Source organism: Ktedonospora formicarum, assembly GCF_016587355.1.
GTDB classification, from domain to species: domain Bacteria; phylum Chloroflexota; class Ktedonobacteria; order Ktedonobacterales; family Ktedonobacteraceae; genus Ktedonobacter; species Ktedonobacter formicarum.
The window spans coordinates 585,745-609,147 of record NZ_BNJF01000001.1; the positions used below are offsets into that span (position 1 = coordinate 585,745).

Here is a 23,403-nt window from a genome sequence, read left to right on the forward strand (position 1 = left end):
CACATTATTTAAATCCTTTCTCCACCACTTACGCCTGTGAGATTGGTAGAGATTTTGACGTAGTTTCTACATGGTGGATGGAGTCTGTCCTGTTTCGAATGGTTTTCCTATCTATTTACCTCTTACCTCTTCAATAAATCTGGAAAACCATCGGGGCGACGGTGCGGCTACCACACTCTTTACCGTCCTAGTGTTCGAAGCTCTTTTAGGCGTCTTTTACATTCTCTTATTTAGCGGTGCATCTTCCAAATGAGAAGACAGTAGAAGCAGAACAACTCTACTCTCACGTCCAGATGCGCTGTGTAGTGCAAGGAGAAAAGGCTTGAAACCTGGCAAACGGTCAGCTGTGATGCTACTTAGCTTCTTGTGCTTGCTAGCAATGGTGCTAGCGGCATGCGGAGGTGATACACCTTCGACCAGTAAGGTGTCGGACGATAAGCAGATACTCCGCTATCCCGTCGTGGGCGATCCCGATGTCAACACCGTTGATCCCGCCCTGGTACAGGATACGGACTCGAACTTCCCGATCCAGAATATCTTCACGGGATTGGTAACACTTGACGCAGGCCTACAGGTGAAACCTCAGCTCGCAGAGAGTTATCAGCAGTCCGATGGTGGTCTGACCTGGACCTTCAAACTAAAGAAGAATCTGACCTTCAGCAATGGCGATAAACTCACCTCTGAAGATGTCGTCTACAGTATCAACCGGGCCATTGATCCTGCGACAAAATCGAGTGTCGCTGGTTATCTCCAGCTCGTAAAGGGCTTTAAAGACTTCAACAGCGGCAAGGTCAAGACACTCATTGGCACCAGCCTGCTTGCTCCCGATCCAGAGACGGTAGTGATTAAGATCGGCCAGCCAGCCGCGTACTTCCTGCAAACGCTCTCGTATCCCACCTCCTATGTCGTCAATAAGAAACTCGTCGAGAAGTACAATACAAACTGGACAGATCATCTGGATGAGGGCGCGGGTTCCGGACCCTGGAAGGTCACGAAATATACTCATAACAAGGGTATAGATCTCGTGCGCAACGACTCTTACTACGGCTCCAAGCCTCAGATGAGCAAGCTTTCTATCATCTTCTACAAGGACCAGGACGCGATGTACCGGGCATTCCAGGCCCAGCAGCTTGACTTCACGCCCGTTCCATCGACGAATCTGGATCAGGAACGCGGCTCACAGGGATTCAAGGAAACACCAATCCTGACGATTCGCTATATCGCGATGAATTACCTGGTGAAACCCTTCGATAACATCAAGATCCGTCAGGCGTTCGCCCTTGCCATCAACAAAGATTTGATCGTACAGAGTGCGATGAAGGGAGCCTTCACCCCTTCCAACCACGTCATTCCTCAAGGTATGCCGGGTTACAATGATAAGCTCACTGGGCCACTTGGTACCGATACCAAGGGCGACTCCGCCAAGGCCAAACAGCTCTTACAGGACGGAATGAAAGAGGCGGGATACGCCAATGTCGGTGCCCTGCCCCCCATCACTCTAACCTTCTATCCACGCAACCAGAACTTTAAGGATGCCCTTACCGCGATCTCACAGATGTGGCAGAACACGCTTGGGGTCAAGGTCAATATTAATATCGTCACCCGGCCAAAACTGCTGGATCTGACGACCGCGACCAAGAATAACGGCTCACTTATGATGTGGCAGGCTGGTTGGAATGCCGACTATCCCGATCCTCAGGACTGGCTAACCCTCTTCTTCGATAAAGGCCAGGACTACAACCAGTCCAACTACGGTCAGAATAGCTCGACAGCCTCCAGCGCCCAGTTAGAAGTCCAGAAGACCTTGGAAGCTGCCGACCAGGAACAGGACAAAACCAAGCGCATGCAGCTCTACAACGACGCAGAGCAGAAAGCTATCAATGACGTCGCCTGGCTCCCCCTCTGGCAGGAAAAGGTTCAATATCTGGTTAGACCCGGTGTGGCGAATCTTTCCCTCAACTCACAGCAGTTGATCCCGCCTGACGACTGGAGCAAGATCTATATCACGCAGTAACGCGTTCTTCTTATCCGGTCCTCGTACCATTCTGGATTGTCCATGAATGGTACGAGGAACCAGATCAGGCACCTAATACTGCGTACGAGCCCCCCATTGCAGCGCCCGTACACATCTCGGGGGCGCACTGCCCACACGGCAAATCCTCGCGATGGGACAATGTTGACACTCTCAATCGACGCGCCCGAGATTTCTGGTACGAGGTATGCAACAATGTTTCGCTTTCTCTTGAAACGGCTGCTAGGTCTCCTCTTCGTTGTGATTGGCGTCACGTTTATTACCTTCCTCATGGGACACTTCGCGCCCGGAGATCCCATTCGCGTCCTGCTTGGCGATCACCCCAACGCGGCGCTGGAGGCTCAGCTTAAACATCAATATGGCCTGGATCTACCCTGGTATCAACAATATATCAGCTATATGAGCCATCTCGTTCGACTCGATTTTGGCCTCTCCTTTCGTACAATCAACCGGCCTGTATGGGATATTCTGAAGGATGGCGTCCCCGTCTCGTTGGAATTGGCGCTATGGGGCCTTTTTCTGCAATTAGTTATTGGTATCCCCCTGGGTATCGCCTCCGCGTTACGAGCCAACACATGGGTAGATACCTTCAATATGGGGCTGGCTCTGGTCCTCTACGCCATTCCCGTCTTTATTTTTGGGGTTCTCTTCCAATTGCTAATTATCTGGATGGATAAAACGCTGGGGATGCGCTGGCCAGTAACACAGTGGGGCACGCCCTGGCAATATAGCTGGCAGGATGTTCAGTACAAACTCGCTCCCATCCTTGTCTATACAGCGGCAGGCATGGCCTACTATGCGCGCCTGGCTCGCACCAGCATGCTAGAGGTATTGCGGCAAGACTATATCAAGACCGCGCGAGCCAAAGGTATGATCGAGCAAGTCGTGGTTTATCGCCACGCCTTTCGAAATGCCCTGATCCCTCTGGTGACCGTCATTGGTGTCTCGGTTGGCTTCCTGGTCACAGGGGCCTTTTTCACGGAGAAGATTTTCAACTTACCAGGTGTAGCGAACCTGACATTGGAGGCCATCGACTCGCTGGACTATCCTGTTCTTCAGGCCACCACCGTTATGTTAGCGTGTAGTGTCGTCTTAGGCAATCTGGTCTCCGACCTGCTCTATACGCTGGTTGATCCGCGCATTAAGGCTGAATAGAAAGGGGGGGCGCTCATGGATACTCAGGATAATCCTGGCACTCAAGAAGAGAAGACAACACAGCATCAAGCAGAGGCAACACAGGCTGAAGAGACACGCGCAGATGTGCTCACTTCTGATGAACAGACAGTTGACGAGGGGCCAACCCAGGAGACAGAAGCCGAGGCACCCGCGCATCTGCCACCTATCGAACTGCCAGAGAGTGGAGAAATCGTCGCGACGGATGGGGCATCTCTCCCTACGCCAATGCCCAAACCACCAACACCTCTGCAAGACTCCCTTCGACGCTTACGCCGCGATAAAAGAGCAATGATCAGCCTGGGCATAATTCTCTTTTTTGTGCTCATCGCCATCATCGGGCCATCTATCTACCAGCATATCGGAGGTGAGTATAATAGCCCCATCAATGGTAAAGTTTCGCCCGATGTCTACCATAGCTTCTCACACCAGGAACTCAATCGTCTGGATGAAGGGCCATCTTCTCAATACTGGCTGGGGACTGATCGCATTGGTCAGGATCTCCTGGCGCGCCTTATGCAAGGCTTGCTGATCTCGATTCTAGTCGCAGTCCTGGTAGAGGTTGTTAACATCATTCTCGGTATCCTGATTGGCGTCATTGCGGGCTACTACGGAGGATGGGTCGACACCCTACTGGCCCGGTTCGCGGACCTCATGTTCGCCTTTCCCGGTCTGCTCTTTGTCATCCTGCTCACTGGCATATTTGGCGCGCAGGCCAACGTTACGCTCTCTCATATCCCTATCCTGGGACCCAATGGGAACGCGCGTCTGATTCTGGTCGCGATGGCTCTGGCGCTCACATCCTGGCCTCTCATGGCGCGCTATGTGCGCGGGCAAACGCTACAAATTAAGCAGCAGCAATTCGTTGAGGCCGCCCGCACCACTGGCTCCAGCGATCTGAGCATCATCCTGCGCCACATCATCCCCAACCTGTTCAGCGTCGTAATTATTGCCTCTACTCTCAACCTCTCCAACACCATTATCAGTGAGGCAGGTATCAGCCTGCTCGGTCTGGGAGTACAACCTCCGGGATCAAGCATTGGTCTGATGATCTCGGATGGTGCCACACTCCTGAGCACCCACCCCTGGGAGGCCCTCCTTCCCTCTGGAGTTCTCGCGGCTATTGTGCTCGCATTCTCTTTCCTTGGAGATGGTCTCCGCGACGCCTTCGATCCCCGCTCAAAGGATTAAAGAGAGCGGTCAGCAGCCACGCAGAGAAGACCTTTTCACTGAAGTCCAATAAAGAAGCGGTCGTTATCGTTGTAGATAACGGTCGCTTCTTTATTGGATAACGTCCAATTCGCGGACTCTGTAAGATAAGAGAAGAACTTGAAGGAGGCATCTCCACATACTTTGAGAGAAATAAAAGCTGCACCCCTTTGCCAGACCTTGACAAATCGACACTAGCAGCGGTATATTACCCATACCCCCTCGGTAGGGGTATGAGGATACGGTACAGCGGCAAAGGACTGTAATATGACGATAGAGACAAATTCCTCTCTACAGAGAGGTTCAGATATGATACAAGAGCCACAGAACGCGATGTTTGCGATAGAAGGGATGACTTGCGCCTCTTGCGCTATGCGCATTGAGAAGGGACTCAATAAAGTTCCAGGCGTCACTGATGTGTCAGTCAATCTAGCAACTGAGCGGGCAAATGTCAGCTATAATCCAACGGAGACCCAGGTAGAAAAGCTGGTCGCGAAGGTTGATGCCATCGGCTACAAGGCGATCCCGCTTGCACCTCCTGAGCCCCAGGAACAGGCACCCACCTCCGGCGAGGTAGAGGTGCTCCTGGACCTGGAAGGGATGACTTGTGCTTCCTGCGCTATGCGCATCGAGAAGGGGCTCAAGAAAGTTCCAGGCGTGCTAGAAGCCTCGGTCAACCTGGCGACTGAGCAAGCAACGGTCAGCTATGATCCAACTCAGACAGACATAGCGAAGATGACCGCAAAGGTTGATGCTATCGGCTATAAGGCAACCCCTCAAACACGGGCAATATCCGAGCAAACTTCGACGACAAGCTCTAATCTCGCTGAGACAGCGTCACCCTCCCCGGCGGATGCCCAACGCCAGCGTCGGCAGGCAGAATTAGCGCGCAAGCGAACTCTACTCATCCTGAGTATTATCCTCTCAGTACCAGTAGTAATACTCAATATGTTCTTCATGAACCGCTTTCCAGGAGAGAATCTCTTGTTGCTGATCCTGACCACACCGATCTGGGCCGTGGTTGGCTGGGAGTTCCATCGGACCGCGCTCAAAACAGCACGGCATTTTGGGGCGAACATGGACACCTTGATCTCGCTGGGATCAACCGCTGCCTACCTCATGAGTGTGGTCGCGACCTTTTTCCCCCAGACAGTTGGTGCCATCACCTTCTATGACACAGCAGCCTTGATTATCACGCTCATCTTCTTGGGCAAGTACCTGGAAACTCGCGCTAAGGGGCAAACCAATGAGGCTATTCAGAAATTGATGGGCCTCCAGGCACGCACAGCCCATGTAGTGCGCGCCGGACAAGAGCTAGAACTACCCATTGAACAGGTTCATGTTGGTGATGAACTGATCGTGCGACCCGGCGAAAAGATTCCCGTTGATGGTATCGTCCTTACTGGTCGCTCTTCGGTGGATGAGGCAATGATTACTGGTGAAAGCCTCCCCGTAGAAAAGAGCGAAAGCGATACCTTGATTGGCGCAACTATCAACCAGCGTGGACTCCTACATATGCGGGCGACCAAAGTAGGAGCCGATACTGTCCTGGCAAGCATCATTCGTCTTGTAGAGCAGGCGCAGGGATCGAAAGCGCCCATTCAGCGCCTGGCGGATACCATCTCAGGCATTTTTGTACCAGTGGTCTTAGTAATTGGAGCCCTGACCTTTATTGGCTGGTCAATCGCTGGCAATCTGAGCATCACGCCGACTCAGCCAGACATGGGACAGGCTATGACAGCGAGCAATCCATGGGTCATAGCTCTTGTCGCGGCAATCACGGTTCTTGTCGTGGCCTGCCCTTGCGCGCTGGGTCTGGCGACACCTACCGCTATTATGGTAGGGACAGGCAAGGGCGCGGAGCAGGGCATTTTGATCAAGGGAGGCGAGAGTCTGGAGCGCATTCAAGCCGTGCGCGCCGTACTGCTCGATAAAACTGGAACTATTACTAAAGGGAAACCTGAATTGACGGATGTTTTCGCATTACCAGGAACTGATGCAGATACAATGTTACGAATGGTAGCGAGGGCCGAGCAAGGGTCTGAGCATCCTCTCGCGACCGCCATTATTGAGGGTGCGAAGGTCAGAGGTTTGACCTGGAAAGGGTCACCTGAAGCCTTCACAGCGCTAGCAGGGCGTGGGTTGGAGGCAACGGTGGAAGGGCATCAAGTTCTGGTTGGAACGCGTGGCCTCATGCAAATGCACCACCTGGATAGCGCTCCACTACATGATCGCCTGGAACAATTAGAGGAGCAAGGCAAAACCGCAATGCTCATTGCTCTAGATCAGCAAGTCGTTGGGCTGGTCGCGGTCGCGGATACCATTAAGGTCGGCTCACGCGAAGCCATCGCAAGCTTACAAGCGCAGGGCTTACAGGTGTGGATGATTACGGGAGACAATCAGCGTACCGCGCAGGCCATTGCCTCCCAGGTTGGCATACCATCAACACATATTCTGGCGGAAGTGCTTCCAGAAGATAAAGCCAATCAGGTCAAACGCCTTCAAGCTCAAGGGCTGGTCGTAGCATTCGCGGGTGATGGCATCAACGACGCCCCTGCCCTGGTACAGGCGGATGCGGGTATCGCGATGGGAACAGGCACGGATATCGCGATGGAAGCCTCTGATATTACCCTGGTCAAGGGCAATTTGAGAAGTGTGGCAACTGCTCTGGCGCTCTCACGGGCGACGCTACGCACCATCAAGCAGAATCTCTTCTGGGCTTTTGCTTACAATATCATTCTGATACCCGCTGCCATTCTCTCCCCTTGATCCCTTTCCTGCAAGAGAACGCACCAATCTTTGCAGCAGCGGCGATGGCCCTCTCTTCGGTAACTGTAGTCAGTAATTCATTGCGTCTACGACGCTTTGGCAAGTAATGTTTCCGGTATGAGCTCACAGTTACTGTAGGACAGTAACTGTGAGCTCATACCGGAAAGACTGGGATCGGTCTTCCCTCTTCCTCCCGGCTAGATATGAATGATCATTTCGTTATGACTTCATTCGCCCTACTTGATAACAGGCAAGGATGTTCCCGGAGCCCTGCCAGGTGCGTGTGGCAAGGAGTTTGAGAGGTACTGGCGGACGACCTGTGAACAATGGTGTCCCTTCACCCGCGATCACTGGAAAGATCGTGAGGTGCAATTCATCGACGAGATCATGCAGAAGTAGGTCGTTCCAGAGCATACGGCTCACAAACGAGAAGATGTCTCTGCCGGGCTGCTGTTTGAGGGCAGCAATCGCTTCGTACACCTCCGCCCCTCTGACGATACGCGTTGTCTCTTCCCAGGGAGCTAAGTCCTCATGGGTGATGGTATCCGAAACCACGATTTTCTTGACAGACTTCATCAACTCAGCAAATTCTCTTCTGATCGCAGTTGCATTCGGGTCCTGCGGAACCCCTGCCCAATACGTCTTGTTGCCCAAAAATGACGTGCGCCCACTCAGGAGCAAGGTATCAGCGGCCCGCAACCGTTCAGTATTATATTCATCGAAATGCTGATCCCCTGAATAGTCTTCATGGAAATAGTCGAAGAAGGTATCAAGATTCCTCTCTTTCCCTTCATAATAGCCATCCAATGACACCAGGTTACTGACAATGAGTTTACGCATGCGACACTCCTTCCATATGCTCATCAAACGCCTTTCTCCATCATGCTAGGATATGGAAGGAGTGTCGCATGCTTCATTGAGAAAAACTTCTTCAATCTTGCTTTTTCCCACAATCGGGCATATTATTGCCCAATTGAAGCCATCTCGGTCATGTCTGTTCTGGCATACAGACTGCAATGAATGCCAGAGTAAATGATGTCACATAGACTTATCTGTCATTATTTTAAGATGCTGGAATATTCCATCCTGAAAACTCACTCACTTTTTCTGGGACGACAAGCACCTTTGCGGTCCTCTCCCATAGTCGCTTGAACTTCGGCATCGGGGCGAGGTAGTACGAGCATGAGTATCGTGCGTATGGATATCCTTATCCTGATGCCCCTGAGCGGCTACGCATGCTCCGAGAAGCCCTCCAGGTGATTCTCTCGATGTGGACTTTAGCCTCCTCTACGAGACATTTATGGCTGTCTCGTAGAGGAGGCTAAACTTACTTGGCAATCATTTCTTCTTTCTAACATACAGCAACGATTTTGCCAACTTTTGCGCTCCCACAACCATTGAAGATGAAACAGGGAAAAAGAGACATGCTTCTGCTTGACAGTGAATCGCTCAGAGGGACACGATAGTATCTGGTTGATATCAGGTATTTCTCTCGAAAAATTATATTCAGTCACACCTCCTTCCTGTTCATAGCCAAAAGAGATGGAGAGATGAACATGAGAAACTACCAGTTACTCCCTGGCAAGCCCGGCGAGCAACGTCTAGCAACTGAAGCTACCCGCCTCACTTTACTCAATGATCCAATGCTGAATCGCGGTACAGCTTTCACTCTTGAGGAGCGCAAGACCTTTCATCTCGTTGGGCTCCTTCCATCCGCTGTAACGTCTATAGATGAGCAAGTCAAACATTGCTATGCTCAATACGAGCAGCAACCTGATGACGAGAGCAAAAACCGCTTTCTAACTGCTTTACAAGACCGCAATGAAATCCTGTTTTACCGCCTCCTCTCCGAGCATCTCTTTGAAATGTTACCAATTGTCTATGATCCCACAATCGCCAAAGCCATCGAGCATTACAGCCACGAATATCGCCGACCACGGGGTGTCTACCTCTCCATCGATCACCCAAATGCAATTGAAGAGGCACTACGCAATTTTGGGGCGGGACCCGAAGAGATAGACTTGATTGTAGCCACGGATGCGGAAGAAATACTCGGCATCGGCGACTGGGGCGTAGGCGGAATGGATATCTCTGTCGGAAAGCTTGCGGTCTATACGGCGGCAGCCGGAATTGATCCGGCTCGCGTTATTCCTGTCATGCTCGATGTAGGAACCAATCGTGAAAGCCTGCTCAATGACCCGTTCTATCTCGGCAATCGGCATGCCAGGGTGCGTGGAGCACGCTATGACGCCTTTATCGCTGCCTATGTCAAGGCAGCAACAAAACTGTTCCCCAATGCCTTGCTACACTGGGAAGACTTTGGACCTGGCAATGCACGGCGCATTTTAGAGAAGTACCGCGCTCAGATCTGCACCTTTAACGACGATGTGCAAGGTACGGGAGCGATCACACTGGCAGGGATCTTCTCAGCTATGAAGGTGTCTGGGCAAGCCTTACGTGACCAGCGAGTCGTCATTTTTGGCTCAGGCACGGCTGGAATCGGCAATGCTGATCAGATTCGCGCGGCCATGATGCAGGAAGGGTTATCACGGGACGAAGCCACACGATGCTTCTGGTGTGTCGATATTCAGGGTCTGCTCACCGACAACATGGGCAGTGAACTGCGTGATTTCCAGGTGCCTTACGCGCGCCCCGCCAGCGAAGTCGCCAAGTGGAAGCACGATATGCCCAATGGGGGTATCAGCCTGGCTGAAGTTGTACGACAGGTGCATCCAACTATTATGATTGGAACATCAACGGCTCCGGGCACCTTCACCGAAGCCATCGTCAAAGATATGGCCTCCCACGTCGAGCGCCCTATCATCTTCCCAATCTCCAATCCAACAACCCTCATGGAGGCAACGCCGCCCAACTTGATAAACTGGACAGATGGACGTGCCCTCATCGCGACTGGTGTGCCCTGGCGTCCAATCACGTATAAGGGCATTACCTACTCGACTGGACAGGCGAACAATGCCCTGCTCTATCCCGGATTGGGATTGGGAGCGATTGTCGCCCGAGCGCGCCAGGTGAGCGACGGCATGCTCATGGCTGCCGCTCGCGCGGTCGCGGGCCTCGTGGATATTCATCAACCAGGGGCCTCGCTCTTACCACATGTCGAGAATCTACGCGAAGTCTCAGCCACTGTCGCGGTAGAGGTCGCCAAAACCGCCGCCGCTGAAGGGCTGGCACGCGCGAAACTTCCCAATGTAATTCAGCAAGTGCAGAACATGATGTGGCAACCAGTCTATCCGCAGGTTGTAGTCAAGCAGGAGGTGCGGGTATGACATCACCTCGCAAGCAAGACACCAGGAAGAAGAGTCAGGCCGTCATCACTCAGGAACATCCCATTGGCACAGGAGCCACAGGCACACGCCAGGAATCCGACTCCATGGGCACAATTGAGGTACCAGCGGAACACTATTGGGGAGCGCAGACTCAGCGCTCCCTAATACATTTTTCCATTGGGGACGATCATATGCCCAAGGCCGTCTACCATGCCTATGGATATGTAAAGAAGGCTGCGGCCATCGTCAACGCCGAGGCGGGCAAACTGGCACGGGACAAAGCGGATGTTATCAGTAGGGTGGCCGATGAAGTCATTGCAGGCAAGCTGGACAGCGAATTTCCACTTTATGTCTGGCAAACTGGCTCAGGCACCCAATCAAACATGAACGTAAACGAGGTCATCTCTAACCGGGCCATTCAACTGCTTGGAGGAACGTTGGGAAGCAAATCCCCCATCCATCCCAATGATGATGTCAACATGTCTCAGTCCTCCAATGATACCTTTCCCACGGCAATGCATATCGCCACAGTGCTAGAGATTACCAATCATCTCATACCACAGGTGGAGAAGCTCATTGAAACCATGTGGAAGAAGGCAGTAGCCTGGGTGGATGTCGTCAAAATCGGGCGTACTCACCTGCAAGATGCGACCCCCCTCACCGTTGGGCAAGAATGGTCAGGATATGTGACCCAACTTAAGGATGCAGTAGCACTGGTAAAACAATCCTTACACGGATTGTATCAACTTGCGGCTGGTGGAACAGCCGTGGGAACGGGCCTCAATACATTACCAGACTTTGGGCCTGAAATCGCGGCAGAGATAGCGCGTCTGACGAAACACCCATTTGTCAGTTCCCCCAACAAGTTCGCGGCTCAAGGGTCTCTCGATGCCATGGTCAACGCGAGTGCGGCTCTGCGAGCGCTGGCAGTCACTTTGATGAAGATCGCCAATGACATTCGGTGGCTAGGGAGCGGACCACGGGCAGGAATCCATGAACTCAATCTGCCCGCCAACGAGCCTGGCTCCTCGATTATGCCAGGCAAGGTCAATCCCACCCAGGAAGAGGCGATGGTTATGGTGTGTATCCAGGTCATCGGCAACGATACGACCGTCGCCTTTGCAGGATCACAGGGCAACTTCGAACTCAATGCCATGCGCCCGATTATCATCGAGAATGTACTACACTCGGCGCGTATCCTGGGGGATGCTTGTGACAAGTTGCGCGAATACGGAATTGAAGGTATAACATTAGATCGCGAGCGAATCAGCCAGTACGTCAACGAATCACTGATGCTTGTGACTGCTCTCAGCCCGGTCATTGGGTATGACAAGGCTTCGGCTATCGCACACAAAGCACTTGATGAGAAGAAAACCTTACGTGAGGCAGCCCTTGAGAGTGGTTCCATTAATGCCGAGGAATTTGATCGAATCATAGTACCAGCCAGGATGGTTGGAAATCCTCACAAGGATCTTGGTTTGAAATGAGGTGTTAATGGAGGCCAAAATTAGTACCTAGCCCACCAACTAGCTTCTTCTTGTATCTTTCTACCTTACTCGTTCGTATCTGCTCCAGAGACTCTTTTCGAAAGCAGGTGCTCACCTATGGTAGATCATCATAATCAGAATCCAGAGCGCTCCATATTGCATCTTCCTTTGCCTGATGGACGCACTCTTTCCCTGACGGCTGAGCAGGCTCTGGCCTTCCTTTCCTGGTTTCAACACTATTCAGAGACGCTTCCCCAGGCCCTCGACGCATGGCTCAACGATCCTTCCAACACCCTCGATGTCGATATTTCTGATGAGGTGGAAGCCTCCATCCCTGATACACCCATATTTGAAGACGAAGACGAAGAGGAGATTTTACAACCTTATGTTCTTGCCCAACGCATCGGCGATGCCTTCTTCATCGTTGATTCTGGTCTCGCTATCCCTCCCAATAATCTTGAGGAAGAGCTCGATAATTAACGCAAGCCCTTCCTCTTCATAAGCCAACATGATCACAAAAGCGTTGCTATTGGTTTCGGGTTATATAGCTCGCACTTGCCCCGACTCTTCTCCTAATAATCAGCCTTGACAGGTAGGAATTTTCCGACGTATAATAGGACTAGGCTTATGCGTAGGAAAATTCCGACGTATCAGGGAAGATAAAAGAAGGGCTTACCAAATGCTTGATATGATTGACCCCGTCTTTGCGGCCCTGGGCAACCCGACGCGGCGCGAACTATTGCGTTTGCTTCGAGACGAGGGAGAGAAACCTGTTCAATACCTGGCAGATCATTTCGTTATGCAGCGCCCCACTATTTCGGAACACCTGAAGGTGCTACTTGATGCAGGTCTGGTCAGCGAACAGAGGCAGGGGCGGCACCGCTACTATCGCCTGCAAGCAGCGCCATTACAAGCAATTCATCACTGGTTGGCGCCCTACGAACGATTCTGGCAGGAGCGCATGACAAATCTGGAAGCAGTACTTGCTGAGGAGCATGAGAAAACACTATGACTAATTCTTCTACCATTGCTATTGACCAGTTCTTTCCATACCCACCGACGCACGTCTGGCGAGCATTAACTGATTCTGCTCTTCTAGCTCGCTGGCTAATGCCCAATGATTTCCAACTGAAGGTTGGCCATCGTTTTACCTTCAAAGGCACACCTATACCCAAAGTGAATTTTAGCGGCATCATCCAATGTGAAGTTCTCTCCTTTGAGGTCGAGCGAAATCTCAGCTACAGTTGGATCGATCACTCTGGGAAAAACGATCTACGCTCAATCGTTACCTGGCGTCTAGAGCCGCAAGAGCAGGGCACACACCTGTTCCTGGAACATAGCGGGTTCGATCTCGCGCACCCACTGCTACAACTCTCTTACCAGATCATGAGCGGAGGCTGGGGACGCCTTATACGCCAACTGGGGGAAACCCTCGCCGACGATCATGCTGTTTACACCTCGACAAGCAAATAGGAGCGATCTCTTGCGGAGGGCTATACCAAGCCCCTCCACAAGAGATCATTAAGATTGCCAGCAAAAATATGTGGTATCCTGCTACTTAAGAATCATTCGTTGATCCCCAACTCTTTATGATCCAGTTTTTTTACCATACGGATGTGCGGACGTTGGTAGAGAACTGCTTGCTGGGTGACTATATAGCCCAAACGCGTATAGAGGTCCAACGCCGCTGTATTCTCTTGCGCGACATGCAGCGCAATTTTGGAGTAGTGGTGTTGGAGAGCTTGCCGTTCGGCACTATGCAGCAAACACGCTCCAATTCCCTGGCGACCCCAATTCTGGAAGACAGCAAGAGCATCTATATACCATTCATCATCCAGTGCCTCCCGTTCGAGCCAATTTCCAATAGCGGTATTGAGGTCGACCTCAGTTCGACCTCCAAAACTCAGGATCACTCCAACCACTTCTGAGTTCTGTTCCGCCACCTGAATATGTTGATAGCTAAAACGATTGGTGTTCTGGCGGAAAAAATCCTGTAAACGTGTTATAAAGCCGCTCTCTTGTATGTCTTGCGGTGGATAGGTGACATGGGTATGAGTATAAGCTGAGTGCAGCAGAAGCGCCGCTCTCTCAGCATCACCGGGCTGTGCCGGTCGGATCTGGATCAAATTTTGCATTGTTGCTCAAGGAGATGATTACCATCGATGGATATGATGGAGGACAATTGCAGCCTGATTAGTATACCATACAAACCAGGCTGGCACAGGTAGCAGGAATAGGCTTCTCATTAGTCTGAGTACGATTAGAGTTGTACTTGCTCCAACTCCCTCCTCCGGTTTCTTCAACCCTATCCCGCCCCTACTCATATCACTCTGCCAGAAAGTTGCCCACAATGCGGTTAAATTCCTCCGGGTCCTCCCGCTGCGGCCAATGTTTACACTCCTGCATGATAGAGAGCTGTGAATGAGGAATAAGCTCATGAGCTCGCTCGGCGTAAATAAGAGGAACAGCTTGATCTTGCGCGCCATGAATCAGCAGTGTTGGCGCCAGAATTTCGTGCAATCTGGCGGTAAAGTTGCTGCGCAGACCAGACCAGCGGACCTCGCTTCTCTGCATGGAGATAAAAGCTCTGCCAGCTTTCGGTTCCTGTGCCGCCTGATAGACCTGCTCAACCAATTCATCAGAGAGATGATCTGGATTATAAATAAGGCCAGCCAGCAGCGTCCACCGCACCAGGGATCGGCTTCTACCCACCAGCCAGTAGCTGAATGCGTCAAGGAATGGGAGATGCACATAGCAATAGGAAAGGTTATGTGCTGCTAGTTTATCTTGTATCCCATAAGGGTCAACAAGCACCAACTTATCTATCCGCTGAGGCTCATCAAGCGTCAAGCCGAGCGCGATGGCGCCTCCCTGCGAAAGACCAACCAGGCTAACCTTATCCAGGCCCAACATATCTAGCGCCTTCTTCAGTACCGCCACAAAGAATTCAATCGTATATGTGAGATCGGGCCTGGAACTCTGCCCATAACCAGGAAGATCAAATGCGAAGACACAGTGATGAGCCGAGAGCGGCCCCATGACTTCGCCCCAGGAAAGGGCTGCCGAGTCCAGCCCTGCTCCATGCAATAGGACCACCGGGGAACCGTTCTCTCCAGCCGTAAGGCAATGAAGATGCATACCATCAATTTCGAGCCAGATTGCCTGCGAAGCTGTATTTTGCATCGAGAAATGCTCCTCTATATGAAAGCACTCATTAATTGTTCGAGAAACATTTGTAAAGCCACCTTTCCCTGTGCCGAATCCCCCGGCTCAGACGGTGCCAGAGAACGCGCGACCATCTCCGCCAGGGTATCCATAACCTCTTCCAGAGGGGGCGTTTCTTCAGGCGGCAGCAATTCTCCAATCGAGAAAAGCCCTACCGAGAGGAGCACAAGCACGTGATTAAGGACCGCGTCGGGAACGTCAGCGCGAATGATACCTGCTGCTTGCAAGCGCTGGACGAGGAGGCGATTGAACTGATAGGGGAGGACATGGCGGGCCGGGTCACGCCGCCGCACATACTCTCCCAGGACATGGCTTTCTTTTGTATAGAGAGCACTCATCAGGGGATGTGCTGCTAGCGCCCGGAAGCCATGCTGGTAAATACCAAACAAGGTACCTCCCTGCGAATCATCCTGGACACGTCGTAGCCAGTCATTAGCAACATCGAGGGTTTCACGCGTGAGCAAGGCTTGCAACAACGTTTCCTTGCTCTGCCAATAGAGATAAACGGTGCTTTTGGAGACATTCGCTGCGGTAGCGATGTCTCCCATTGTGGTTTTATCGTAGCCATAGTGCAGGATCAGGCGCGTCGCTGTGGCAAGAATACGTTCGGCACGCATATCAAGGTCCTTTGGGCCTGATAGCTTTAGCTGTCCATCCATGTCTAACTCCAGTACCAGAAACGCTATATTGGTACTAGAGTACTCTACACCTCCATATTTAGCAAGAGCCTATAGACCAGAAGTGGGATTGAAGAGGCGTGTATATGTTGAGGTGAGCAGGTCAACTGGGAGTGTTGTGAATGAGCTTCAACGCCTTGATGGGAGCTCAGTCTCAAAATATATCGCGAACCCCCATCAAGGCATTGTCTCTTGGCCTAACGCTCTGCTTCATCCAGGCGCGCAGGCGAAGTGACGCCTCGCAGGCGATTCCAGAGCACGTAACCGGTGTGATCTTTGGGGACATAATCATGTCCATCCTCCACCACCATGTTAGCCATCGCGGTAAACTCTCCCTTCTCACGGTGCATTAAGTCAATGTACTTAGCACCCTGCTCCAGGCGTTCACCCACTGGAATGATCACAAGGTCACGCATTTCAGCCGTACTAAAATCCGGCAAGACTTGATAAAGCTCCTTTATGTCACTGGCACGCAGGCCAATGTCCTTCGGCTCAGACATCGGACCATGATTCGCGCCCTTGAAATTGTCTGGTCTCAGATCCTCATCAAAGTCATCATGCGGTAAGGGCCTGGACTCTGGCTGCCGTCTATCAGCTTGTTCATGCAACCTGGCATGCTTGCGGCGGCTATGGGCGTTGGAGGCGCTACCACTACGATGCGCGCCATCCTGCATACGGGCCAATGAATCTTGTTTCTTGGTCGCGACCTCCGGGTGCAGGACATGTTCAGGGCGAACTTTAGTTATGGGAGGTGGTTTGGCGGGGTTTTCATGGCGTAGGGCTTCTTCTTTGTACGCTTTTTTCGTCTTAGGGGTTCCAGTCGTAATAACTGTCGTCTTTTTCGGATTGTTGTGCCCCTGGAGGCACATCGCTGGATGTTGTTGATGTCTTTTTGGCATGGTGTATCACTCCAATTTCTGTGAAAGATTACATCTCACTACCTCTCTACAAATCTATTTCTACGAACGTAGACGTAACACGTTTCCACCTCACAGGATGGTTTCTCATAGTTATCTATGCATTCGCCTGAGCGCGGATGCTCAGACGTCGCACAACACAAGCTCAGCTTGAAGTGGAACCATGTGGCGGCGAAGCTAGCCGCCGCTCAAGAGACGTTGGTGAATGCTTTTTAGAGTAAGCCAGAAGCTAAACAGTTTAAATTGTGTATAGAACAAGGAAAGCGCTCGCCAGCGAACGCTTTCCTTGTTCTATACACCTTTCTGGTCGTGAGGACCAGAGCGCTACTTTTACAGCACTTCGATACCATTCACCTGAGCATTGTCCACAATGGTGACGAATTGGATCGTTATCTTGCCCGCGCTGTCGGCGGTCGCGGTAAACTGCTTCACTACGGCCTTGTTAACCCCGCCAGCCGAGGCAACGATATCAAAGTTTGCCAGCACCTGCTGCCCATTCAGGCTGACATTAAAGATACGTTGTCCCGTCTGGGTCCAGTATGTCTCCGCGAAGTGCAGACGCACAGTGTAAGATTTTCCAGGTGTCAGGTTCGGAATTGTGTAGGTAAAATTGCCATAACGGTTGGTTTGATAGACCGCCTGGGGCGCGGGATTAGTAACGCCACTGGTGCTGACTGTATTGCCAGAGGTCACCGCTGTTCCGCCACTAAAGTCGGTATCCGCGATAAAGGGAGAGACGGCATTCCCGCCTGAGTTTATCTGCACGCCACTGCCTCCTGTTGGTGGGTTTGGCGTTGGTGTTGGAGGAGTGGGAGTCGGCGTTGGCTGTGTGCCGCCCGCACCCACAACCTCAATGCCGCTGACTTCAGCGTTATCCTTGACGGTTGTAAACTGAAGAGTAATCGTCCCATTCCCATCGGCTGTAGCGTTAAACTGCTTCACCACGGCCTTATTGGCCCCACCTGCCGCAGCCACAATGTCGAAGTTGGCAAGGGTTTGTTGCCCATTGGCGCTGACATTGAAGACGCGCTGGCCCGCTTGAGTCCAGTAGGTTTCAGCGAAGTGCAGGCGCACGGGATAGGAGATGTTGGGCGTCAGATGCGAGAAGGTATAGGTGAAGCTACCATAGCGGTTGGACTGATAGACGTACTGGGGTGCGGGATTGCTCACCCCACTCGTATTGATCGCCGTATTTGTGCTGGTCGTCGCGCCGCCGCTAAAGTTTTGATCGGCGGCAAATGGATAGGCTTCTCCACCACCAGCATTAATTTGCAGGCCCGTTGGAGGTGGCAGCGTTCGGGGTTGTATCACAGTCCCATTGACCGCGATACTCCCAGCAGGAACGGAGAACGACGTGCCATCAGAGAAGGTGACCGTAATCGCCGCGCTTCCGGCATTATAGGCGACATGGTTGACTGTGCTACCCTGCTTGAAGACCGCGTACAAAGGAGTATTGGCGGTAACCGCCGCGTTCACCTGCCCCAGTGTTTGTAGGTCATAGAGCATGGAGTAGGTAAAGGCCTTGCTCTCAGATGCGCCCGGCGTATAGTTGGGCTGAGCGTTAAAGAGCGAGATGGCTCCTGGCGCGTCAATGAGCGCCTGATACTCCCAGAAAGTATCCTGCCACTCGCTCCAGGTATTACTACCATGCTCGTTCGTGAGGGCCTGTAAGAACTCCTGCTCATAGCTGGTGTTGTTCGCCAGATACAGTGAGGCAGGTGTAATAGGGAGCAGGTTGATACCGCGAATGTCCTGTGGATCGGCGGAGAAGTAGGTTCCGTTCCAGATCTGGCCTCCCCATACCTGCGCGGTATAGTTATACCCATAGCCAGTGGCGAAGTTATCGTGATTGACGTTAAACCAGTACTGATCGACAGCCTGTGTCTCCGTAGTATAGAGGTAGATTCCCAGATCGCGCAACTGCGTATTGCCCGTAGCAGTCCCCCACTGAATCAAGCCAGCCCAGGCGTTAATGGCTTCGGAGGAGGACTCCTGGTTATTGCCCCATGATGCCAGTTCGCTCCCCGAGGCCCATGAATGCCCCTCATAGGGCGAAAAATTACGCAAGAAGGGGAACTGCGAGTCTGTCCGGCTGGGATCGGCAATGTCATTAACGAGCAGATTGACCATGCCGCCGTACTTGCCCACCCACGAAGGATCGGCCCGCGCGATTGTGGCGGCTGCGTCGAGCCAGTAGCCATAATGGAAATGGTGGTCGTTGAGATCGCTCTCAGAGCCATAGGAAGCAGGGTACCCAATCAAGGTTCCCCAGTTCGAATCATAGTAGAAGAGATTGGTTGTCTTGGCATTGCCTGACGCGTCGGTTGCCGTGAAATGGTCCGCCATCGCGCCTTCCAGCCAACTCAGCAAATGGTTATACGCTGAATTCAGTCCGGCCTGACGCGCCAGGGGCAGCAGGGACGCGACCTGTAAGAGCGCCTTCCCTCCCCAGTAGGTATCGCCAACCGAGGGATCGCGGCTCTGATTGTTCGCCGCCTCAATGTAGTCGATAAGGGTGTTCTGGTTGTACTGTCCAACATCGGGGAAGACAGGCAAGATGCCATGATAGGTCAATGTCGTCGAGAAGGACGAGCCAGCCAGGGTCTTCATCGTGCCACGAATACTATGGTAGGTATACGCCAGAGGAGAGAAGCTATCAGCGACCTTCCATTGGTTGGGGAAGAGGGCCATGATAGTGCCGGTCTGCGTTCCCTCTTGGGCCTGTGTCGTGAACGTATAGGTTGTATGAACCTGGCTCCGACTCTGGTCATAGGACCAGTTGACCTGTGTCCCCGTGACAAATGAGTAGGCATAGCGTTGATATGTCTGGAGCGTGGCGGCTGTGGCATCTGGCAGGGCCGCCAGCGAGAAGTAGGTCTTGCCCTTCAAGTCGTTGGTAAAGGTTGTGGTTCCCAGACCGCTCCAGGTAGAACCACTCGGGCCGAAGAGTGCGTAATTATGCCCATTGACGGTAATCCCAAGCACACTAGAGGAGGCAGTGCCGGACCAGACCGTTGGGGTCGCGGGAAAGGTGATCTGTGGATTCTCCTTGGCAAATGTCGCGTAGAGATAGGGCGATCCTTGCCCGGAAGTCACGCGCATATTACTTCCGCCACCCGCATCCCACAGTAGAGAGACTGTCCAATCAGAGTAGCCATCAACCAGTGGATTCGACGAGGGGAAGGTGCCGGTCGAGGCTCCCAATGTGAAATCCGTCTGATAGCCTGCGTGTACTGCAACCTGTTCGGCTTGCAGGTTGGGATAGCTAACCCCGATACCAGTGGTGGTCGCCTGCAAGGCTAAAGGAAGTGGATAGATTGGGAAGGAGGGTTGGGCCCACGCCACTGAGGTCCACCAATCATTGGTAGGCATCGGTCCAGTGACGCGAGAGGTGCGATAGATCTTGTTCGGTGGAGCATTGACATTCGGTGGAAGCGTGGTAGTGTAGCTTCCCGATCCCACAGGTACGATTGAGGCCGCGTGCGCCCGTGGGTCGATGGTCCTTATCAATAGGAATGACATCAGGATAAGCGAGAGCACGATAAGCACTCTCCCATACCTGGCGAAAAGACGTAATGTACCTCGCATGCGTTTTCCTCTTCCTTGCGGTCAACGAAGGTTGGTCCCTGAGCGAGCAAGGTGCACATTGGCACTCTCGCTCGCTCGAAAGGGTTCAAAAGAACACTACGTGTCAGGAATGTATTGAGCTATTGATAGACGCGCACATAGTCAACGGCCATCTGTTGCGGGAACGTCGTTGTGCCATCGGGCGCGCCGGGCCAGTCTCCACCTACCGCGTTGTTAAGGATGATGAAGAATGGATGGTCATACACCCAGGGACCGCGTGTCGCCTCGACATTACTCTTCTGAATCGTGAAGAAGGCGTTGCCGTCAACAGAGAAGGTCATATGGCTGCCATCCCAATCAAGCGCGAAGACATGAAAGCCGCTGGCGAAGTCAGCGTTGTTCGCTAACGTATATGGCGAGCCAATACCACCACCACCGTTATACGCGGGCGCATGAATCGTGGAGTAGGTCGTGTTGGGAACCTTGCCAATGTGCTCCATAATGTCAATCTCGCCACAGTTGGGCCAGGGCGTATTGTTATCAAAGTAGTTGCTACCCAGCAGCCAGAACGCGGGCCAGAGTCCCTGGGTGCCAGATACCTTGATACGCGCCTCTACATGCCCATAGGTAAAGCTAAAATGCCCATGTGTATTGAGGCGGGCAGAGGTATACTGACAGGTGGTGCTTCCGGATAAGGGGTCGGTTGGGCAGTGCGAGCCAGTCGTCACTTGCTTACGCGCCTCAAGCACAAGGTTGCCGTTTCCATCCATAGAGGCGTTTTGATTGTTGGTGTAGTATTCCAACTCGCCATTGGGGCCAGTTCCTACTTCAGGTGTCCACTTGGTGGCGTCAGGAGTGGTTCCTTTGGCGCTATTGAATTCGTCGGACCAGACGAGTTGGGTGGGGTTGCGTGGTGGTGGAGGTGAAGCGGGTGGCTGCGTGGGATTTCCACCACTGCCATATACCTGGAACTCCCAGAGTGAGTAGCCGTAAGGGGTCGAGCGCTGGGTGCCATACATACGCACATAGCGACCCGTACCAGACACATTCAGCGTTTGCAGGAATCCTGCCCCTGTCGTGGTAGAGTAGATCGTATTCCAGTTGTTCGCGTCGTTGGAGACCTGAATCTGATAGGCTGTCGCGTAGGCATTCTCCCATTGCAGCACAACCTTGCTGATCGTCGCGCTCGCGGTCAGGTCAATATAGATCCAGCCTGGATCGACCCAGCCAGTGGTATCGCTGGTCGCCCAACGGGTCGCTGGGTCCATGTCAACAACCTTGGCTGGTGTACACCCACCGCAGTTCGCGTTGTCCTGGTAAGAGGATGCGACCACTGGCTTGTTATAGGATAGGAGCGTCCCTCCTGGCGTTGGAGTAGCGGTAGGGGTGGTGGGAGATGTAGGCGTGGGGGTGGGAGTCGTGCCGCCACCACCCGCGAAGACCTCGAACTCCCAGAGCGAGTAGCCAAACTGTGTGGCGCGTTGGGTGCCATACATACGGATGTAGCGCCCTGTGCCAGCGAGATAGATCAATTCGGTCCCACCAGGGCCTGTTGTGGTGGAATAGATAGTCGTCCAGGTGGTGCCATTGCTAGAAATCTGGATCTGGTAGGCTTTGGCGTAGGCGGTCTCCCACTGCAATGCCACCTCGCAGACAGTTTGCGAGCTACCAAGATCGACCTGCAACCATTGAGGATCACTGGCATCGCTTGACCAGCGGGTACCGGAATCACCATCAACGGCAGCCGATGGAACAAAGACATTACCAGCCTGGACCGAAGAGGCCGTGGCAGTCTTACCGCGCGCGACATTGGTAATACCACAGCTAGAGCCACCCTGGGTGGTACCATACACCTGGAGTTCCCAGAGCGAGTAGCCATACTGCGTGGCACGCTTCGTCCCATAGAAGCGTACATAGCGGCCCGTGCCGGAAACATTCAGCGTTTCCGTGCCACCTGCTCCTGTGGTGGTCGAATAGATATTGCTCCAATTGGTGCCATCAGTTGAAACCTGGATCTGGTAAGAAGTCCCATACGCGGCCTCCCAATTCAAGATGACCTGAGTTACGGTGGCGGTACTTCCAAGGTCCACCTGTAACCACTGCGGGTCGCTAAAGGCGCTTGACCAGCGGGTACCCAGGTTACCATCAACCGCTAAGGTGGCACCTACAGCCGCCGACTCGGAGGAGGAAGCCGTCGCAGGCTTGCCCTGCGAAAGTAAAGAGGATTCAGCTCGAGCCGTCGTCGAGCGTGCGAAAAGTGGGTAGGAGAGAAGTGATACAAGCAAAAGGCAGAGCGTGAGTGCTAGCTGTAAGCCGCGTCGCCCTGGCTTCGGACGCTTCCTGGCGTCCGTAGAAATAGCATCCATGGCATCTCCTTTGAGCAAAACAGATGTTTGTATAGCGAAACACACGAAGACATCGAGACATACCGTGTCTCTCGGCTGAGTAAATAGAGTCGAGGCTCACAAGCGCATCCTGGATGCGCTCTTAGAGACCTTGAATCATCCTATCAGGTATCTATCTCTATCTCGAATTTAAGGAGAGTAGGCATTGCATCAGCTTGATAGTTACGTACATACGGATATCACGACAGGGGCTAGAGATGTTGAACGTTTGTGCGCTCGCGCCACAAACAGCCACGAAAGCTTCGTCAATGCATAGAAAGCCTTAATGAGGTGAAGGCGAAGTGCTATAAACCAGCGTACATAAACGTTCAAAGAAAGGAGATACATCACAAAGTAGAGGTGTGCAAGGTCGCGAGAAAGTGAGGTGCATTGGAAGTTCCCTCCTCCATCGAAGGCAAGACAATCCTTGTCTTGTGCCAATTAAGCGCGACATTCCAGAAATGTTAAAATACACTATACCAATGTTCTGAAGCACTTCGCTCTATTGCATCGAAAGTTTGCGAAATTAAATATCAAATATCTAGTATGAATTTAACGAATTTTTTCTGTCTTGTCAAGTGTTATCTCTTGCCTTTTGCCCTATTATCTTCCTTTCACGCAAGCTCTGTTCTTGCTTCGATATATAATAAAAACTATCGGAAAATATTCTATATCT

At 52.5% G+C, this 23,403-nt stretch carries 16 protein-coding genes and 1 pseudogene; 10 read left to right on the top strand and 7 right to left on the bottom strand.

Translation table 11 applies throughout. The features are described 5' to 3' along the window. Positions 1–322: 322 nt before the first annotated feature. The 4 genes from K3T82_RS02640 (at position 323) to K3T82_RS02655 (ending at position 7,183) form a co-directional block, all read left to right on the top strand. Positions 323–2,014 carry a peptide ABC transporter substrate-binding protein gene (locus K3T82_RS02640; RefSeq protein ID WP_236030969.1) on the top strand — a complete coding sequence of 564 codons (1,692 nt, stop codon included), beginning with the start codon at positions 323–325 and terminating at the stop codon, positions 2,012–2,014. Positions 2,015–2,227: 213 nt separating this feature from the next. Continuing rightward, positions 2,228–3,187: an ABC transporter permease gene (locus K3T82_RS02645; protein WP_220191946.1), complete on the top strand. Its 960-nt coding sequence runs from the start codon at positions 2,228–2,230 to the stop codon at positions 3,185–3,187. 15 nt (positions 3,188–3,202) lie between these two features. Then, positions 3,203–4,396, top strand: coding sequence for an ABC transporter permease (locus K3T82_RS02650; protein WP_236030971.1), 1,194 nt, complete (start codon positions 3,203–3,205; stop codon positions 4,394–4,396). 327 nt (positions 4,397–4,723) lie between these two features. After that, a complete protein-coding gene (locus K3T82_RS02655; protein WP_307810730.1) occupies positions 4,724–7,183 on the top strand; it encodes a heavy metal translocating P-type ATPase in 2,460 nt (819 codons plus the stop codon). Between the two features lie 219 nt (positions 7,184–7,402). On the opposite strand, the gene K3T82_RS02660 is transcribed toward K3T82_RS02655, so the two are convergent. After that, entirely contained in the window at positions 7,403–8,023 is a 621-nt protein-coding gene (locus K3T82_RS02660) for a dihydrofolate reductase family protein (RefSeq protein WP_220191947.1), read from the bottom strand. Between the two features lie 278 nt (positions 8,024–8,301). Here K3T82_RS02660 and K3T82_RS47495 point away from each other — a divergent pair. From K3T82_RS47495 to K3T82_RS02685, 6 genes and pseudogenes are all read left to right on the top strand, one after another. Continuing rightward, positions 8,302–8,460: pseudogene (locus K3T82_RS47495) on the top strand (LLM class flavin-dependent oxidoreductase); the annotation flags it as partial. Between the two features lie 279 nt (positions 8,461–8,739). Further along, positions 8,740–10,470: an NAD-dependent malic enzyme gene (locus tag K3T82_RS02665; protein WP_220191948.1), complete on the top strand. Its 1,731-nt coding sequence runs from the start codon at positions 8,740–8,742 to the stop codon at positions 10,468–10,470. Further along, complete coding sequence (gene fumC / locus K3T82_RS02670) at positions 10,467–11,957, top strand: class II fumarate hydratase (RefSeq protein WP_220191949.1); 1,491 nt, start codon at positions 10,467–10,469, stop codon at positions 11,955–11,957. Before K3T82_RS02665 ends, fumC begins: the two co-directional genes overlap by 4 nt. Before the next feature lie 117 nt (positions 11,958–12,074). Then, positions 12,075–12,437 (top strand): hypothetical protein, encoded by a 363-nt coding sequence (locus K3T82_RS02675; protein WP_220191950.1) that lies wholly within the window; start codon positions 12,075–12,077, stop codon positions 12,435–12,437. Between the two features lie 199 nt (positions 12,438–12,636). Then, entirely contained in the window at positions 12,637–12,969 is a 333-nt protein-coding gene (locus tag K3T82_RS02680) for an ArsR/SmtB family transcription factor (RefSeq protein WP_220191951.1), read from the top strand. Then, the gene (locus K3T82_RS02685; RefSeq protein ID WP_220191952.1) at positions 12,966–13,430 is read left to right on the top strand and encodes an SRPBCC family protein; all 465 of its coding nucleotides are present in this window, start codon (positions 12,966–12,968) and stop codon (positions 13,428–13,430) included. Before K3T82_RS02680 ends, K3T82_RS02685 begins: the two co-directional genes overlap by 4 nt. 92 nt (positions 13,431–13,522) lie before the next feature. Here the strand turns inward: K3T82_RS02685 and K3T82_RS02690 are convergent, their stop codons facing one another. The 6 genes from K3T82_RS02690 to K3T82_RS02715 all read right to left on the bottom strand — a co-directional run bounded on the left by K3T82_RS02690 (position 13,523) and on the right by K3T82_RS02715 (position 22,709). Beyond that, positions 13,523–14,092, bottom strand: a complete 570-nt coding sequence (locus K3T82_RS02690) for a GNAT family N-acetyltransferase (protein ID WP_220191953.1) — start codon at positions 14,090–14,092, stop codon at positions 13,523–13,525. Positions 14,093–14,282: 190 nt separating this feature from the next. Then, positions 14,283–15,140, bottom strand: a complete 858-nt coding sequence (locus tag K3T82_RS02695; protein ID WP_220191954.1) for an alpha/beta fold hydrolase — start codon at positions 15,138–15,140, stop codon at positions 14,283–14,285. Positions 15,141–15,154: 14 nt separating this feature from the next. Beyond that, entirely contained in the window at positions 15,155–15,841 is a 687-nt protein-coding gene (locus K3T82_RS02700; RefSeq protein ID WP_220191955.1) for a TetR/AcrR family transcriptional regulator, read from the bottom strand. Between the two features lie 215 nt (positions 15,842–16,056). Then, complete coding sequence (locus K3T82_RS02705; protein ID WP_220191956.1) at positions 16,057–16,758, bottom strand: hypothetical protein; 702 nt, start codon at positions 16,756–16,758, stop codon at positions 16,057–16,059. 348 nt (positions 16,759–17,106) lie between these two features. Beyond that, positions 17,107–20,364, bottom strand: coding sequence for a glycosyl hydrolase (locus K3T82_RS02710; protein ID WP_220191957.1), 3,258 nt, complete (start codon positions 20,362–20,364; stop codon positions 17,107–17,109). Between the two features lie 119 nt (positions 20,365–20,483). After that, positions 20,484–22,709 carry a discoidin domain-containing protein gene (locus K3T82_RS02715; protein WP_220191958.1) on the bottom strand — a complete coding sequence of 742 codons (2,226 nt, stop codon included), beginning with the start codon at positions 22,707–22,709 and terminating at the stop codon, positions 20,484–20,486. Positions 22,710–23,403: the final 694 nt, after the last annotated feature.